12 protein-coding genes are annotated in these 14,324 nt (G+C 65.7%); 1 reads left to right on the top strand and 11 read right to left on the bottom strand.

Annotated features, from left to right (window positions below; genetic code table 11):
- From C2862_RS03325 to aceA, 4 genes are all read right to left on the bottom strand, one after another.
- A complete protein-coding gene (locus tag C2862_RS03325) occupies nt 1–1,149 on the bottom strand; it encodes a hypothetical protein (protein WP_136218689.1) in 1,149 nt (382 codons plus the stop codon).
- Nucleotides 1,130–1,762, bottom strand: coding sequence for a penicillin-binding protein activator LpoB (locus C2862_RS03320; protein ID WP_136218688.1), 633 nt, complete (start codon nt 1,760–1,762; stop codon nt 1,130–1,132). Before C2862_RS03320 ends, C2862_RS03325 begins: the two co-directional genes overlap by 20 nt.
- A 10-nt stretch (nt 1,763–1,772) precedes the next feature.
- The gene (locus tag C2862_RS03315; RefSeq protein ID WP_136218687.1) at nt 1,773–2,291 is read right to left on the bottom strand and encodes a hypothetical protein; all 519 of its coding nucleotides are present in this window, start codon (nt 2,289–2,291) and stop codon (nt 1,773–1,775) included.
- Nucleotides 2,292–2,588: 297 nt separating this feature from the next.
- On the bottom strand, nt 2,589–3,887 hold the full coding sequence (aceA, locus tag C2862_RS03310) for an isocitrate lyase (RefSeq protein ID WP_136218686.1): 1,299 nt from the start codon (nt 3,885–3,887) through the stop codon (nt 2,589–2,591).
- Nucleotides 3,888–4,293: 406 nt separating this feature from the next.
- Here aceA and C2862_RS03305 point away from each other — a divergent pair, with 406 nt between their 5' ends.
- Complete coding sequence (locus C2862_RS03305) at nt 4,294–5,196, top strand: PEP-CTERM sorting domain-containing protein (RefSeq protein WP_136218685.1); 903 nt, start codon at nt 4,294–4,296, stop codon at nt 5,194–5,196.
- 61 nt (nt 5,197–5,257) lie between these two features.
- On the opposite strand, the gene C2862_RS03300 is transcribed toward C2862_RS03305, so the two are convergent.
- The 7 genes from C2862_RS03300 to C2862_RS03270 form a co-directional block, all read right to left on the bottom strand.
- A complete protein-coding gene (locus C2862_RS03300) occupies nt 5,258–6,463 on the bottom strand; it encodes an MFS transporter (protein ID WP_136218684.1) in 1,206 nt (401 codons plus the stop codon).
- Nucleotides 6,464–6,638: 175 nt separating this feature from the next.
- Nucleotides 6,639–9,251, bottom strand: coding sequence for an ATP-dependent chaperone ClpB (gene clpB, locus C2862_RS03295; protein WP_136218683.1), 2,613 nt, complete (start codon nt 9,249–9,251; stop codon nt 6,639–6,641).
- Nucleotides 9,252–9,355: 104 nt separating this feature from the next.
- On the bottom strand, nt 9,356–9,775 hold the full coding sequence (gene yiaA / locus C2862_RS03290) for an inner membrane protein YiaA (protein WP_136218682.1): 420 nt from the start codon (nt 9,773–9,775) through the stop codon (nt 9,356–9,358).
- Between the two features lie 220 nt (nt 9,776–9,995).
- A complete protein-coding gene (gene crcB, locus C2862_RS03285; protein WP_136218681.1) occupies nt 9,996–10,370 on the bottom strand; it encodes a fluoride efflux transporter CrcB in 375 nt (124 codons plus the stop codon).
- Entirely contained in the window at nt 10,367–10,837 is a 471-nt protein-coding gene (gene moaE / locus C2862_RS03280; protein ID WP_136218680.1) for a molybdopterin synthase catalytic subunit MoaE, read from the bottom strand. Before moaE ends, crcB begins: the two co-directional genes overlap by 4 nt.
- Nucleotides 10,834–13,509 (bottom strand): DUF349 domain-containing protein, encoded by a 2,676-nt coding sequence (locus C2862_RS03275; protein ID WP_136218679.1) that lies wholly within the window; start codon nt 13,507–13,509, stop codon nt 10,834–10,836. The genes moaE and C2862_RS03275 overlap by 4 nt, the downstream gene beginning before the upstream one ends.
- Before the next feature lie 92 nt (nt 13,510–13,601).
- Nucleotides 13,602–14,204, bottom strand: coding sequence for a hypothetical protein (locus tag C2862_RS03270; protein ID WP_136218678.1), 603 nt, complete (start codon nt 14,202–14,204; stop codon nt 13,602–13,604).
- Between the last annotated feature and the right edge of the window lie 120 nt (nt 14,205–14,324).

The following is a 14,324-nucleotide window of genomic DNA, read 5'->3' as shown; positions in this document are numbered from 1 at the left end:
TCAATTCCTGGTTTTGATCCAGACGAGCACGTTGCCGCGCTTGTCGATCCATTTGTGTACCTGCACGTTGTCGACGCTCACCGGCTGGCCGGCTTCGTCGAACAGCGCCACGTTGACCGACGAGGGCAAGCCCTTGTGCGGCAATGCGGCGACATGCACGGTCTCGGGCAGGTTGGCCCAGTAGCGCACGTCCGCGCGCGGCTTGACGTTGACCGCCACCAGCGAGGAAATCGCACCGACCGCCGCCAGGGCGCCGAGCGCGCGTCCACCGCCGCCACCGCTGGCCGCGGCCCAGACGCTGCCTTCCGAGGCGAGCGCGCCGGCCACTTCGCCGATGCCGCCGGCCACGTTCTGGAACGCGACCTTGCCTTCGATCAGGCGGTCGACCGGACGGCCGCCGCGGGTCGAGGCCTGGAAGAAGATGTCCTCGGCCTGGGCGAGCGCCACCGGCTTGCCGTCGATCTCGAGCTTGAGCGTGCGTTCCGGCATGCGCTTGGCCTTGCGGTAGACGATCTCGTGGTTGCCGATGCCGTCGCCGACCTTGCGCGGGCTGCCGCCCAGTTCCGCGATGACGAGCATGTTGGCGTCCTTGCCCGGCGCCTTGAAGCCCGGGCGCAGCTTGGCCACTTCCTTGTAGGCGTCCTCGGCCTGCCCCTTGTCGCCGTTGAGCTGGTTGCTCCAGCCCTCGAGCAGCATCAGGGAGGCGAAATCGCTGCGGTATTGCTGTTCCTCTGCGAAGGCGTCCTGCAGGATGCCGCCGCGGAAGGACGCGCGCGCGTTCTCGTAGTCGCCGCCGGCCAGGTAGAGCAAGCCGCGGTACCAGAAGGCCATCGCCCGCTCGTAGGGTTCGCCCTTGTAGTCCTTGGCGCCCTCCTCGTACCACAGCGAACGCGCCTTGGCCGCGCCTTCGGTGTTGGCGAACATGCCTTCGATGCTGGACAGCGCCGTGTCGAACAGTTCGCTCGATTCGGCCGTGCGGTTCTCCGCCAGCGCCGCCACGCCGGCTTGCAGCGTATAGAGCGTGGCGTCCTTGGCCGGCGCGCTGCGCAGCTTCGCGGTCTCGGCCGCGAAATCGGCATGCGCCGGCGCTGCAACAGCCAGCGCCAGCAGCGCTGGCGCGGCGAATCGCTTAGCGATACAGGACGTCATCCTGCGCTTCCTTCTTGAATTCGAACAGGCCGCTCCAGGCGATCGTTTCGTATTCGAGGTCGATCAGCTCGAAGCTGATCTGGTGGTAGCGCGACAGCGTACCGCTCTGGGCCGAGTTGGCGTCGAGCGAGGTGATGCGGCCGCCCAGGCGGAAGTCGGCGCCGGCTTTGGCCTTGGTGGCGCGGATCGTGCCCTTGTCGGTCTCACCGTTGCGCTTGGCCTCGCGTTCCTTGGAGACCATGTCGCCATAGTGGCGGGCGACGAAAATCAGGCGGCCCTGCGCTGCGCGGTTCAGCTCGATGCGCAGGCGGTCGGTGATCAGGTTCTTGTTGATGCGCGAGGAGCTGTCGTTGGCGAAGTACTCGGAATCGATGATGATGCGCGGCGGCGTGGCGCGGCCGGCGATCTGCGGCGTGGCCAGGATGTCGCGGATCATGCGGTCGGTCATCGAGACGACGTCCTGCGATTCGACGCCGACGCCGGCGACGCGTTGCGAGGTGGTCGAGACGTCCTGGTAGACGACGCGGCGGCCGGCCGAGTTGTCCAGGTTGGGCGTGGCGCAACCGGCCAGCACCAGCGCAGCCAGTGCGCCTGCAAACAGTTTGATCGTCATGTGCTCCGCCTTAGTTCTTGACTGCCGCCGAGGCGTTGATGATCGCCGGGTAGTAGGCGGTCTTCAGTTCCGGGTAGATTTCCTGGGCCAGCTTCAGGGCTTCGGCGAAGTCCTTGTGGGTCGAGTTCTTGGCGTACATGTAGACGGCCATGTCGTTGACCGAGTTGAACGACAGGTCCGAGTTGGCGCGGATGAATTCTTCGCCGCCGGCCATCTTCACGGCGATCGCGCGGCCTGCGGTTTCACCGATGTGCTGGCCGAGGATGCCGCCGACGAAAGGAATGTTCTCCGCCAGTTTCTGGCCGGCCTGTGCACCGACGAAGCCGCCGAGGTTGGCGCCAACGCTGGCGTTGCGGCCCTTCTCGACCCAGGCGGCAACGGTGCCGTCTTCGGTGTACGGCGACATGAACTTGCCGCTGTTGCCGACGATCGGCTTCGGTGCGGCGATCAGGTTCGGAGCGGCGATGCGCGGTGCGCTCACGCAAGCGGTCAGCATGAGGGCGAACAGGATGGCGGAGATTTTTTTCATGGGAGATCCAAAGTAGTAGATAGGCAGTCCCGTCATTGCGGGGTGCTCGTTTATTCCGGAGCCTGGGCGACTTCGGCACTATGCAAACGAACAACTAAGTTTGCAGGTCGGCAATTTACAGAAAGGCACATCAGAAGGCAAATTGATATTTTCTTTGATGTTGCGTATTGACAACCGGTAAATACTATGTCCCCTCATAAACATGGTTAAACGACAAGAACAAAAAAAATGCACCCGCTAACGGGTGCATTGTTCCAGCGGCCACCCGCCTCAGCGGGTAGGAATGTCCGCCTCCGCTCAGGCCACTTTCTTTTCGTCGAAGAACTGCTCGTCTTCGGTCGAGCCGTGCAGCGCCGTGGTCGAGCTCTGGTTCTGCTGGATGGCCTGGGTCACCGCGTCGAAGTAGCCGGTACCGACTTCGCGCTGGTGCTTCACGGCCGTGAAGCCCCTTTCGGCCGCGGCGAATTCGGCTTCCTGCAACTCCACGAAAGCCGACATCTGGCGCCGCGCATAACCATGGGCCAGGTTGAACATGCCGTAGTTCAGGGCGTGGAAACCGGCCAGGGTGATGAACTGGAACTTGTAGCCCATGGCGCCGAGTTCCTTCTGGAACCTGGCGATGGTGGCGTCGTCCAGGTTTTTCTTCCAGTTGAACGAAGGCGAGCAGTTATAGGCCAGCAGCTTGCCCGGGAACCTGGCATGGATGGCTTCGGCGAACTTGCGCGCGAATTCCAGGTCCGGCTTGCCGGTCTCGCACCAGACCAGGTCGGCAAAGGGCGCATAGGCCAGGCCGCGCGAAATGGCCTGCTCGATGCCGGGGCGGGTGCGATAGAAACCCTCGACCGTGCGCTCGCCGGTGCAGAAGGACTGGTCATTGTCGTCCACGTCCGAGGTCAGGAGGTCGGCCGCTTCGGCATCGGTACGGGCGATGACCAGGGTCGAGGTGCCCATCACGTCGGCCGCCAGGCGCGCCGCGGTCAGCTTCTCGACGGCTTCGCGGGTCGGCACCAGCACCTTGCCGCCCATGTGGCCGCATTTCTTGACCGAGGCCAGCTGGTCTTCGAAGTGCACGCCGGCGGCGCCCGCCTCGATCATCGCCTTCATCAGCTCGAAGGCGTTCAGCACGCCGCCAAAGCCCGCTTCGGCATCGGCCACGATGGGCGCGAAGTAATCGATGTCGTCCTTGCCTTCCGACCACTGGATCTGGTCGGCGCGCTGGAAGGTGTTGTTAATGCGGCGCACGACCAGCGGCACCGAATTGGCCGGGTACAGCGACTGGTCCGGATACATCTCGCCGGCTACGTTGGCGTCGCCGGCCACCTGCCAGCCCGACAGGTAGATCGCCTTCAGCCCGGCTTTCACCTGCTGCATTGCCTGGTTGCCGGTCATGGCGCCCAGGGCGTTGACGAAGGGTTCGTTGTTGACCAGGTCCCACAGCTTCTCGGCGCCGCGCTTGGCCAGCGTGTGCTCGATCTGGAGCGAACCGCGCAGGCGCACCACATCCTCGGCACTGTAGTTGCGCACGACACCCTTCCAGCGGGGATTGTTGTCCCAGTCGTTTTGCAAAGCTGCGATCTGCTGTTCACGAGTTGCCATTTTGTTTCTCCTGATAGTGATAGAGCTGTTTGCGAAATGGATCCGTTGCTTGAATCATAGCCCAGGTTGCGCAGCGCACAATCAGTCTTATATAAGACATCTAATTAATTTTTTATATTTTCAAATCAATAAGTTAAGCAAACCATTCCATGATACGGGACGAAATTTCTCAGCATGGAAGCGGCTTTGCGACCCTTCTGCTGCAGCTTTTCACGCCATGGTTTGCGCGTTTCACATCATAAAAAACGCCCAGGAATGGATAACTCCTGATTGTCTCGTACCAACAAAGGGGAATGTTGCGAAATGTTGCTTATTGGCCAGTTATCTTGCTTTTACGATTATTTGATTGACTGAAATCAGCAAAACCCGCAAGCTGCGCCCTGACTAATCAGCAAAAGGACAAGCAGTGAAACCTCTTATTCGCAAGACGGCCCTGGCGCTCGCAGCGGCTGCAGGGCTGAGCTCGGCGCAGGCCGGCGTGCTTACCTACCAGGACGTGGTCTTCACTACCACCTGGGTCAATAATGTACTGACGCTCGAGATCGATGCCGCCCAACACAGCGGCGACTGGAGCCGCGCGACCACTATCGGCGCACTCAGCATCAAGGAAATCGGCAGCTTCCAGAGCGTACAAGTGACGGCGACGCCCAAAGGCGTCGAACTATGGAAGATGTCGGCGCGCGAACTGACGGCCAACGGCTGCAGCGGCGGTGGCGGCAAGAACCGCGAGAAGACCTCGCTGTGCCTGACGGGGACGCCGGTTGCGTTGACGGACAACATGGTGTTCAGCTTCGCCTTCACCGGCGCGCCGGACCTGGATGAGCCTCACCTGAAGGTCAATTTCCTCGACGCGTCGAACAACAAGATCGGCGACCTGCTGTCGAAAACCATCGCCTCGACGCCGGTCGTCGTGGCCCAGCCGGTGACGCCGCCGGTGACGCAGCCGCCTGTAACGCCGCCAGTTGTAACGCCGCCCGTGGTGACTCCACCCGTGGTGACCCCGCCGGCGGTAACGCCGCCGGTGACCGAGCCAGTGGTGACGCAGCCGGTCGTGAACGAATCCGTGACCCCGCCGCCTGCGACGACGCCGGTCAGCAGCAACACGTCGGAGAACACGGGCGTCCCTGCCGGAAACGGCGTCGTGGACTCGCCGGTGCCGCCGCCGTCGATGGGCACCACTCAGCCGGTACCGGTGCTGGAGCCGGTAGCGCAAACCCACGAAACCAGCGAAGTGCCGGAGCCAGGCGCGATCGCCCTGCTGCTGGGCGGCCTGGTGCTGATGGGCCTGGCGCTGCGCAAGCGCGGCTGAATTAGCGCTGCAAACGACAAGCGGGCCGATGGCCCGCTTTTTTCATGGCGCTTCGGCCCAGTCAGGCCTTGTGCGGTACCGCCGCCCGCTCCTTGCCGCCGGCGCCCACCGCGGTGGCGATCGCCAGCGTCTGGAACAGGGCCACGCCGATGAACAGGCCGGCCGGATGGCCGCCATCCATCAGCATTCCGAACAGCACCGGGCCGACGGCCATGCCGCTGTCCAGTCCCGAGTACACGACGCCGAACACGCGGCCGGTGGCGTTCGGCGGCGCCGCGGCGCGGATCAGGAGGTCGCGCGAGGGCCCGGCAATCCCGGTCGAGAGGCCGATCGCGCCCATCACCAGCACCACCAGCGGCCCCGGCACGATCGAGGCGGCCAGCAGCAGGGCCAGCGCGGCGGCGAACAGGAAGCATATCGCGATCGTGCGGTCGTGGTTGCGCGCGCGCGCCGCCAGGAAGCCGCCCGCCACCATGCCCGCCGCCGAGGACAGCATGAAGGTGGTATAGGCAGTCGCGGCGGTCGCCAGCGAGATGCCGTACAGCGCGGTCAGGCTGGTCGACGAGAAGGCCTGGATCCCGCCCAGCGCAACCGAGGTCAGGAAGAAGAAACCGAAGCACATCCACACCGCCGGCAGGCGCAGGAAGTCGAAGGAGCCGCCCGCCTTCTGCGCGGCCGCCGCTGCCGGCTGGCTGGTGCCAAGCATCTTGCGGTTCAGGAACAGGGTCAGCAGCATCAGGGCGGGAATCGCGGAGGCGCTCAGCAGCGCCGTGCGCCAGCTCGACAGCGTGGCGACGGCCGCCACGAACAGGGGCGCGGCGGCCCAGCCGATGTTGCCGGAAATGCCGTGCACCGAGAAGGCATACGGCAGGCGTTCCTTCGACACGTTGTGGTTCAGCAGCGTGTAGCCGGCCGGGTGGAACACGGCATTGCCGCAGCCGGCGATCAGCGAGCCGAGCACCAGCATCGCGTAGTTCGGCGCACTCGCCAGCACCAGCGCACCGCCACCCAGCAGCGCATGGCCGGCAAACAGCACCCGCCGCGCGCCGACCTTGTCCACCAGGAAGCCGGACAGCGCCTGGCCGACGCCCGAGACGACGAAGAACACGCTCATCAGGAAACCCAGCTCGGCATACGAGAGGGTAAATGCCGTCTTCAGCCAGGGAAACAGGCCGGCCAGGATCAGGTGGTAGAAATGGGAGACGCCGTGCGAGACGCCGACCAGGCCGATCACGCGCGCGTCCTGGCGCAGGCTTGTTGGGTTCATCTGTAATGTTTGCTAGGAAGCGGAAACGATCAGTGTAGCCAAAAGCCAGCGGCCATGCTGGTGGCGGCACACCGTAGGGCGGGCATGCCCGCGCGTGAACGTTGCGCCTTGTTGACTTCGTTTGGGGAAAGACCCCGCCAACACGATGCCGGCGTCACGCGCGGGCATGCCCGCCCTACTTCGCCAGCTCCACCTGCGCCTGATCGCCGAACACCAGCTGCCCGTGCTGCACCCGCACCGGAATCGTGTCCTTCGGTCCGAAGCGGCCCGACAGGATCGCCTTCGACAGCGGGTTCTCGATCTGCTGCTGGATCGCGCGCTTCAGAGGACGCGCGCCGTACACCGGATCGAAGCCGGCTTCCGCGATCTTCTGCAGGGCCTCGTCGTCGATGTCGAGCGTCATCTCCATCTTGGCCAGGCGCTCTTCCAGGCCGCGCAGCTGGATCTTCGCGATCGCGCCGATGTTCTTCTCGTCCAGCGCATGGAAGACCACGATGTCGTCGATGCGGTTGATGAACTCCGGACGGAAGTGTCCGCGTACCTCGGCCATCACGGCCAGCTTCACCACCGCCGGTTCGTCGGTGTCCATCGACTGGATCTTGTGCGAACCCAGGTTCGAGGTCATGACGATCACCGTGTTCTTGAAGTCCACGGTGCGGCCCTGGCCGTCGGTCATGCGGCCGTCGTCGAGCACCTGCAGCAGCACGTTGAACACGTCCGGGTGCGCCTTCTCGATCTCGTCGAGCAGGATCACGCTGTAGGGCTTGCGGCGCACGGCTTCGGTGAGATAGCCGCCCTCTTCGTAGCCGACATAGCCCGGCGGCGCGCCGATCAGCCTTGCCACCGAATGCTTCTCCATGAATTCGCTCATGTCGATGCGGATCAGCGACTCTTCGGTATCGAAGAGGAAGCTTGCCAGCGCCTTGCAGAGCTCCGTCTTGCCGACGCCAGTCGGTCCCAGGAACATGAAGGAGCCGTACGGACGATTCGGGTCCGACAGGCCGGCGCGCGAGCGGCGGATCGCATCCGACACCGCTTCGATCGCCTCGTCCTGGCCGACCACGCGTTCGTGCAGCTTCTCTTCGATGTGCAGCAGCTTGTCGCGCTCGCCCTGCATCATGCGCGAGACGGGAATGCCGGTCGCGCGCGAGACGACTTCGGCGATCTCCTCGGCGCCGACCTGGGTGCGCAGCAGCTTCGGTTTCTCGGCCTCGCCATCTTCGCGGCCCGCCGCTTCCTCGGCATGCTTGAGCTGCGCTTCCAGTTCCGGCAGGCGGCCGTACTGCAATTCGGAGACCTGCTGCCAGTTCGACTGGCGCTTGGCTTCCTCCATCTGGTGACGGATGCGCTCGATCTCTTCCTTGATGTGGGTGGTGCCCTGCACTTGCGCCTTTTCCGACTTCAGGATTTCTTCGTAATCGTTGTACTCGCGTTCCAGGCGCGTGATCTCTTCGCCGATCAGCTCCAGGCGGCGCAGCGAGGCCTCGTCGGTCTCCTTGCGCACGGCTTCGCGCTCGATCTTCAGCTGGATCAGGCGTCGCTCCAGCTTGTCCATGACTTCCGGCTTGGAGTCGATCTCGATCTTGATTTTCGAGGCCGCCTCGTCGATCAGGTCGATGGCTTTATCGGGCAGGAAGCGGTCGCTGATGTAGCGGTGCGAGAGCTCGGCCGCGGCGATGATCGCGGGGTCGGTGATCTCGACCTTGTGGTGCAGCTCGTACTTCTCCTGCAGGCCGCGCAGGATGGCGATGGTCGCCTCCACGCTCGGCTCGTCGACGATGATCTTCTGGAAGCGGCGCTCGAGCGCGGCATCCTTCTCGACGTACTTGCGATATTCGTCGAGCGTGGTCGCGCCGACGCAGTGCAGCTCGCCGCGCGCCAGCGCAGGTTTCAGCATATTCCCCGCGTCCATCGCGCCTTCGGCCTTGCCGGCGCCGACCATGGTGTGGATCTCGTCGATGAAGACGATGGTCTGGCCCTCGTCCTGGGCCAGCTCCTTCAACACGGATTTCAGGCGTTCCTCGAACTCGCCGCGGAACTTGGCACCGGCCAGCAGCGCCGCCATGTCGAGCGACAGGACACGCTTGCCCTTCAGCGAATCGGGCACTTCGCCGTTCACGATGCGCTGGGCCAGGCCTTCGACGATCGCCGTCTTGCCCACGCCCGGCTCGCCGATCAGCACCGGGTTGTTCTTGGTACGGCGCTGCAGTACCTGGATCGCACGGCGGATCTCGTCGTCGCGGCCGATCACCGGATCGAGCTTGCCCAGCCGAGCGCGCTCGGTCAGGTCGAGCGTGTATTTTTTCAGCGCTTCGCGCTGGCCTTCGGCGTCCTGCGAATTCACGGTCTCGCCGCCGCGCACGGCCGCGATCGCCGACTCCAGCGATTTACGCGCCAGGCCGTGCTCGCGCGCCAGGCGCCCTGCTTCCGACTTGTCTTCGGCGAGGCCGAGCAGCACCATCTCGGACGAGAGGAACTGGTCGCCGCGCTTTTGCGATTCGCGGTCGGCGAGGTTCAGCAGCGATACCAGCTCGCGTCCGACCTGCGTTTCGCCGCCCGTGCCCGAGACTTTCGGCAGGCGTTCGAAGGCATTCCTGAGCGCGTTGGTCAGGCCGCCGACATTCACGCCGGCGCGCTGCAGCAGCGAACGGGCGCCGCCGTCGTCCTGGTTCAGCAGGGCGACGAGCAGGTGCACCGGTTCGATGTACTGGTTATCGTTGCCGACCGCCAGGCTCTGGGCATCCGCCAGCGCTTCCTGGAGCTTGGTCGTCAATTTGTCTTGCCGCATGTTTTTGCTCCTAGTGAGTGTTCTTAACTAGGAAACAAAATTGGGATGGCCGGTCACATTTCAAGATCTGCCCGCGCGACGGTCAGTCGAATCCTACGGAGGCGTCAACCCTGCTCGGCAGGCAGCATGCCGGCCCCCTTGCCCAGGTCGCGCACGTTCTTCTGCACCGCCACCACGGCAAACAGGCTCAGTACGAAGGACATCGCATAGAAGCCCTTCTCGCTCGGCTGCAACGCGGCATTCCACAGGCCGACCGCCAGCAGCAGGATGACGGCGCACAGCGAGATCCAGCACAGCATGAAGTACATCCCGGTGACGGCGATGCCCTCGCTGCGGTCGCGCACCGACTTTTGCAGCGAAACGGCGGCGAACAGGCCGTAGAGCAGCAGGGTCAGGTAGTAGCCCTTCTCGTTGAGCGCCATCTGGGCGTTCCACAAGCCGATCAGGAAAGCGATTGCGCCGATGAACAGCGCGCTCCAGGATGCGCCGACGAAGGCGGCGGTTGGTCGTTGAACGGTGGTCATGGCGGGCTCCGGGTAATTATCCGGTGGCAAGCCTAGCACCGCGTCGTGCGGGTTCGTTGAGAAACCGCAGGAGTATCGGCTGGCGGTACGCGGTAGGTCGTAGGGTGGGCATTCATGCCCACGCGGAATGCGGCTCGTGCGGTTCGAGACAGCTTTACGGCCAAACAGGCGATGTACCGCGTGGGCATGAATGCCCACCTTAAAAAACCGGCCGACGCGCTTAGCCCCGCAGCGCGCGCCAGGTAGCGAAGCCGGCCACGCACAGCAGGATCGAGCCGACCAGGTGCAGCACCGTATGCGCCAGCGCCCAGCCGAATTCGCCGCGCTGCATCAAGGCCACCGATTCGCCGGAGAAGCTGGAAAAGGTCGTCAGGCCGCCAAGGAAGCCGGTGACGATGAATAGGCGCCATTCCGGATTGATGAGGGGATTGGCCGTGAAGAAGCCGAGCGCGATGCCGATCGCATAGCCACCAATCAGGTTGGCGGCCAACGTGCCCGCCTGCACGTGCGCGTGCACGTTGGTGAGCCACATGCCGAGCCCCCAGCGCAGCCAGGCGCCGATCGCGGCGCCGGCGCCGACGGCGAGCCAGCTCAAGCCCGCACTCCGGCCGGGCTCCACTTGGCCTTGGCGCTGTCGTCGCTGATGCGGGCGTCGACCCAGCGTGCGCCCTCGGGCGTCTGTTCCTTCTTCCAGAACGGGGCGTCCGTCTTGAGGTAGTCGATGATGAATTCGCAGGCGGCAAAGGCTTCGCCACGGTGGGCGGCGCTGACCGCCACCAGCACGATCTGCTCCAGGGGCGCCAGCGGGCCGACGCGGTGGATCACCAGCGCGTTGTAGAGTGGCCAGCGTGCTTCGGCCTGGGCCACGATGTCTTCCAGCGCGCGCTCGGTCATGCCCGGGTAGTGTTCCAGCTCCATCTCGGAGACCTGGGAGCCGTCGTTCATGTCGCGCACCGTGCCGACGAAACTCACGACGGCACCGACGCGGGCGTCGCCTGCCCGCAGGCGCGCCAATTCCTGGCCGAGGTCGAAGTCCCCGGCCTGTACTCTGACTTCGCTCATTTTCCCTCCCGCGCCGTACGCATCAAGAGCTGCTCGATGCGCAGCGCCGTGCGTTCGTCGACCAGGGCCGGCAAGGCGCACAATGCATGCAGGGCGGTGTGGCGGCCGGAAGGCTTGTTGCCGGCTTTCAGAGTCGACTGCAAGGCCTCGACCTGCAGTTTGAGGCGGTCGCGCGCAAACTCCGCGCCGCTGTCGATGCCCGCCGCTACTTCCTGGCGCAGCAGTTCGGCCAGCAGGGTCGGACGGTTGGCTTCCAAGAGGCGCGCATAGGCGTCGCGGTCGGTGTCGAGTGCACTCAGGGCCGCCTCGAAACGGGCATCGAGCACCGGATCGTATTCGGGACCGGCCGCCAGCAGGGCCGCCCAGCGTGCGCGCCAGTCGCCGCTGGAAACCTGTTGCCCCGGCTGGGCCAGCGAATCCTCGAGTTCCTGCACGGCGCGCAGCTTGTCGCGCAGGGCGCTGGCCAGCGCCAGCCCGGCCGCGCGGCGCGACAGGTCGGCGTGGTGCTGCACTTTCGCCACGGCCTCGTGGTAACGCTTGTCGACCCGCGCCTCGTGCGCGCGCGGCACCGGGCCGATCGCATGCCATTCGGCGGCAGCCTCGCGCAGCAGCTTCGATGCGGTGGCGGCAGTGGCTTCAGGCGCGGCCGCTTCCAGCCGCGCGCTGATCGCTTCCTTCGCCACCTCGTGGGCGCGCCGCTCGGCATCAAGCGCGTGCGCGCTTTCCTTGCGCTGGGCGAACAAGGCGTCGCAGGCGGCGCGAAAACGCTGCCACAGCGCCTGCTCGGCCTTGCGTTCCAGCGGCAGCGCGCGCGCATGCTCCTGCCAGCGCGCCTGGATGTCGCGCAGGCGGTCGACCGCGTGGCGGTCGTGCGGATCGATCGCCAGCACTTCGTCGATCAGCTCTTCGCGCCCCTCCACTTCCATCTTACGCTGCTCTTCCAGGGGACCTTGCAGCGTGGTGAGCGCGGCGCCGAACAGCTGGTCCAGGCGCTTCTTGTCCTTGCGGTCGATCGCGCCCAGGTGGCTCCAGGCCAGGCGCAGGCGCTGCACCGTGCCGGCGACGTGCTTCCAGTCGGCTTCGCCCGATTCCAGCTTCGCGATCTCGGCCTGGGCTTCCTGCACGATGGCTTCGCCTTTCGCCGCGTTCGCATGGCGCTCGTCGGCCAGGTGGCGGAAGTGCGCCGCGGCCGGGGCGTAGGCGACCGTGCAGGCATGGTCGAAACGTTCCCACAGGCTTTTCGGGGCGGCGCCCGACAGGCTGTCGAGCGCCTTCCAGCGCTCGCGCATGCTACCGACCTTCTTCGCCAGCTCGGCCATCGCCAGGTTCTGGGTGGGCAAGCCTTCGACGGTCTTGATGAGTTCCTCGCGCGAGACGTTGCCGCCCCAGCGCGCCCAGTCCGACAGGCGCTTCAGTTCGGCACGCAGGTGAGTTAGTCGGTCGGCCTGCGAGCTGGTCAGGCGCATGCCCTTGCCCTTGCTTTCCTTCAGCGCTTTGTCGAGTTCGGCGGCATGGGCGAGCGAGCCCTGCTGCAGGGCGGCTTCCAGCGCGTCGAGCTTGTCGAGGAAAGCCTGGTCGGCGCCTTTTACGGCTTTCTGGGCGCGCGGGGCGCCCTCGCCTGCGCGCTCGGCGCCCGTGGCTGCCTGCTGCTTGGAGGGCGCTTCCTTGCGTACGGGTTGCGGCAGCGTCGCCAGCAGCGCGTCGAAACGCGCCTGCAGGGCCTGGCCGGCCGCGCCTTTGGGCAGTGCCGGCAGCTTGCGCCAGGCCTGGCGCAGGGTCTCGGCCTGCAGTTCGGCGACCGGCTGGGCCTGCCATTCGGTGAGCGCCGCTTCGCGCGCGGCCAGGGCCGCCTGCGATTGTTCCAGCGTGGTCAGCGCAGCCGTCAGGCGCGCATGCTCGGCGGCGAATTCCGCGACCAGCGCACGCGGCAGCGAGGGGTGCTCGGGCGCGGCCAGGGCCTCGGTCTGCTCGGCCATCATCTTGTCCAGGCTGGCGGCCATGCCGGCGGAATCCAGGCCGGCCGTTTCCAGCTGACGCAAGGCAGCCAAGCGGTCGATCATGGCGCGCTGGAGTTGCACCTGCGCTTCCAGGCGCGCACCGAGCTGGGCGCGCACGGGAGCAAAGCTGTCATTCAGTTCGGGCGCGGCGATCACGGCCCATTTGTGGTCGAGGTCGGCGACCTGGTTCGGGGTCAGGCGGTCGTCGGCCAGCAGCGCGCGCGCCGCGTCCAGCGTGGCCTGGCCGCGCGCCAGTTCGGCGTCGTGGTGGCGGATCGCATCCAGGCGCGACTGCATCAGCTTGGCGACGCGGCGGTCCAGGTTGCGCATGGCCGCATGGACGCGCTCGAGCCCGGCGCGGCTGTGCACCAGCTCGGCGGCCGACAGGCGCAGTTCGGAAAATTCGCACTGGAGGATGAAGTCCACTGCGCGCGATTCATCGCCGTCGAGCAACTTCAGTTGCTCGGCCTGCTGCTCGCGCAGCGCCGTGCCGGTACGGGCGTTAGCTGCGCTGGCCGTGGCGGCACCAGCCTTGGCGCCGCCTTTCGGGTTGGCCTTGTCCGATGCGCCGCCCGCCTTGGCAGACGCGTCGGCGGGCTGTGCGGGCGCGTCGGCTTGCGCACCGCGTCCGTTGCCGTTCTTGTCGCCCTGACGCTTGAATAGGAATTCGAACATGATGAAATCGCACTTCCAAAACCCCCATCATAACAAAGAACGATGCGGGATTTTCCTGGCGTCCCCGGCCGCAATGGGCCAACAGCGAGCAGCTAGTGCAGATACGAGACCGGCAGCCCCTGCCGGTGCGCCGCCTCGCCGCGGCCCGCGCGGCTGGCCGGCGGCGGCACGCGTCCGCGGTGCTCCTCGCGGTAGGCGTCGTAGGCCAGCATCTGGTTGGCGACGGCGAACCAGGCGTCGCCGGCAATGACGCCGCGCGCGATCGGGAACAGCTCGCGCTCCTCGCGGTCGAAACGCAGCTCGAGCGCCACGCAGAAACGCTCGACGGCCAGGCAGAACGCATCGACGTCCTCTTCGGAGGCGATGCTGCCGGCGGCCAGGCGGCAGGCCGTACCCAGCGCCTCGGCGGCGCTGCGGCTGAGCATGTCGAGCTCGCAGAGCAGAGGCTCGGCTGGCGCGTTCGCGACGGCACCCGCGCGGCGCAGGGCCGGCAGCAGGAAGCGGTCGAGCTTGCGGCCCTGGCAGCTTTCGTAAAGCCGGCGCAAGGTATCGCAGACGTAGTCGGCCTGTCCCTCGGTCAGCGCGCTCTGGCGCGCATAGCTTTTCTGGACCAGTTGCTGCACGGCATGCAGGCTCACCCGCAGATTGGTTTGTTCGACGGAAAGCGCAACGAGGGTATAGGTCGCGGTCAGCATTCGGTCTCCTCTCGGTGTCTTCAGCGCGAGCGCATTCCCCGCAGGGGAACGCGGCCTGGCTGGACACATTGGTTTTTGAACAGGCTGGGCGGATGTTTTTTCTTCTCTTCAGCCTGAAGG

Origin of the sequence: Massilia sp. Mn16-1_5 (assembly GCF_004798585.1) — a bacterium.
Taxonomy (GTDB): domain Bacteria; phylum Pseudomonadota; class Gammaproteobacteria; order Burkholderiales; family Burkholderiaceae_D; genus Telluria.
The sequence above is the reverse complement of the archived record's forward strand: the minus strand, read 5'-3'. Positions and strand labels throughout refer to the sequence as shown.

Bases quoted from the DNA above. Each gene is read 5' to 3' on its own strand.
- C2862_RS03325 (WP_136218689.1), bottom strand. From the start codon at position 1,149: ATGACGTCCTGTATCGCTAAGCGATTCGCCGCGCCAGCGCTGCTGGCG.
- C2862_RS03320 (WP_136218688.1), bottom strand. From the start codon at position 1,762: ATGACGATCAAACTGTTTGCAGGCGCACTGGCTGCGCTGGTGCTGGCC.
- C2862_RS03315 (WP_136218687.1), bottom strand. From the start codon at position 2,291: ATGAAAAAAATCTCCGCCATCCTGTTCGCCCTCATGCTGACCGCTTGC.
- aceA (WP_136218686.1), bottom strand. From the start codon at position 3,887: ATGGCAACTCGTGAACAGCAGATCGCAGCTTTGCAAAACGACTGGGAC.
- C2862_RS03300 (WP_136218684.1), bottom strand. From the start codon at position 6,463: ATGAACCCAACAAGCCTGCGCCAGGACGCGCGCGTGATCGGCCTGGTC.
- clpB (WP_136218683.1), bottom strand. From the start codon at position 9,251: ATGCGGCAAGACAAATTGACGACCAAGCTCCAGGAAGCGCTGGCGGAT.
- yiaA (WP_136218682.1), bottom strand. From the start codon at position 9,775: ATGACCACCGTTCAACGACCAACCGCCGCCTTCGTCGGCGCATCCTGG.
- moaE (WP_136218680.1), bottom strand. From the start codon at position 10,837: ATGAGCGAAGTCAGAGTACAGGCCGGGGACTTCGACCTCGGCCAGGAA.
- C2862_RS03275 (WP_136218679.1), bottom strand. From the start codon at position 13,509: ATGTTCGAATTCCTATTCAAGCGTCAGGGCGACAAGAACGGCAACGGA.
- C2862_RS03270 (WP_136218678.1), bottom strand. From the start codon at position 14,204: ATGCTGACCGCGACCTATACCCTCGTTGCGCTTTCCGTCGAACAAACC.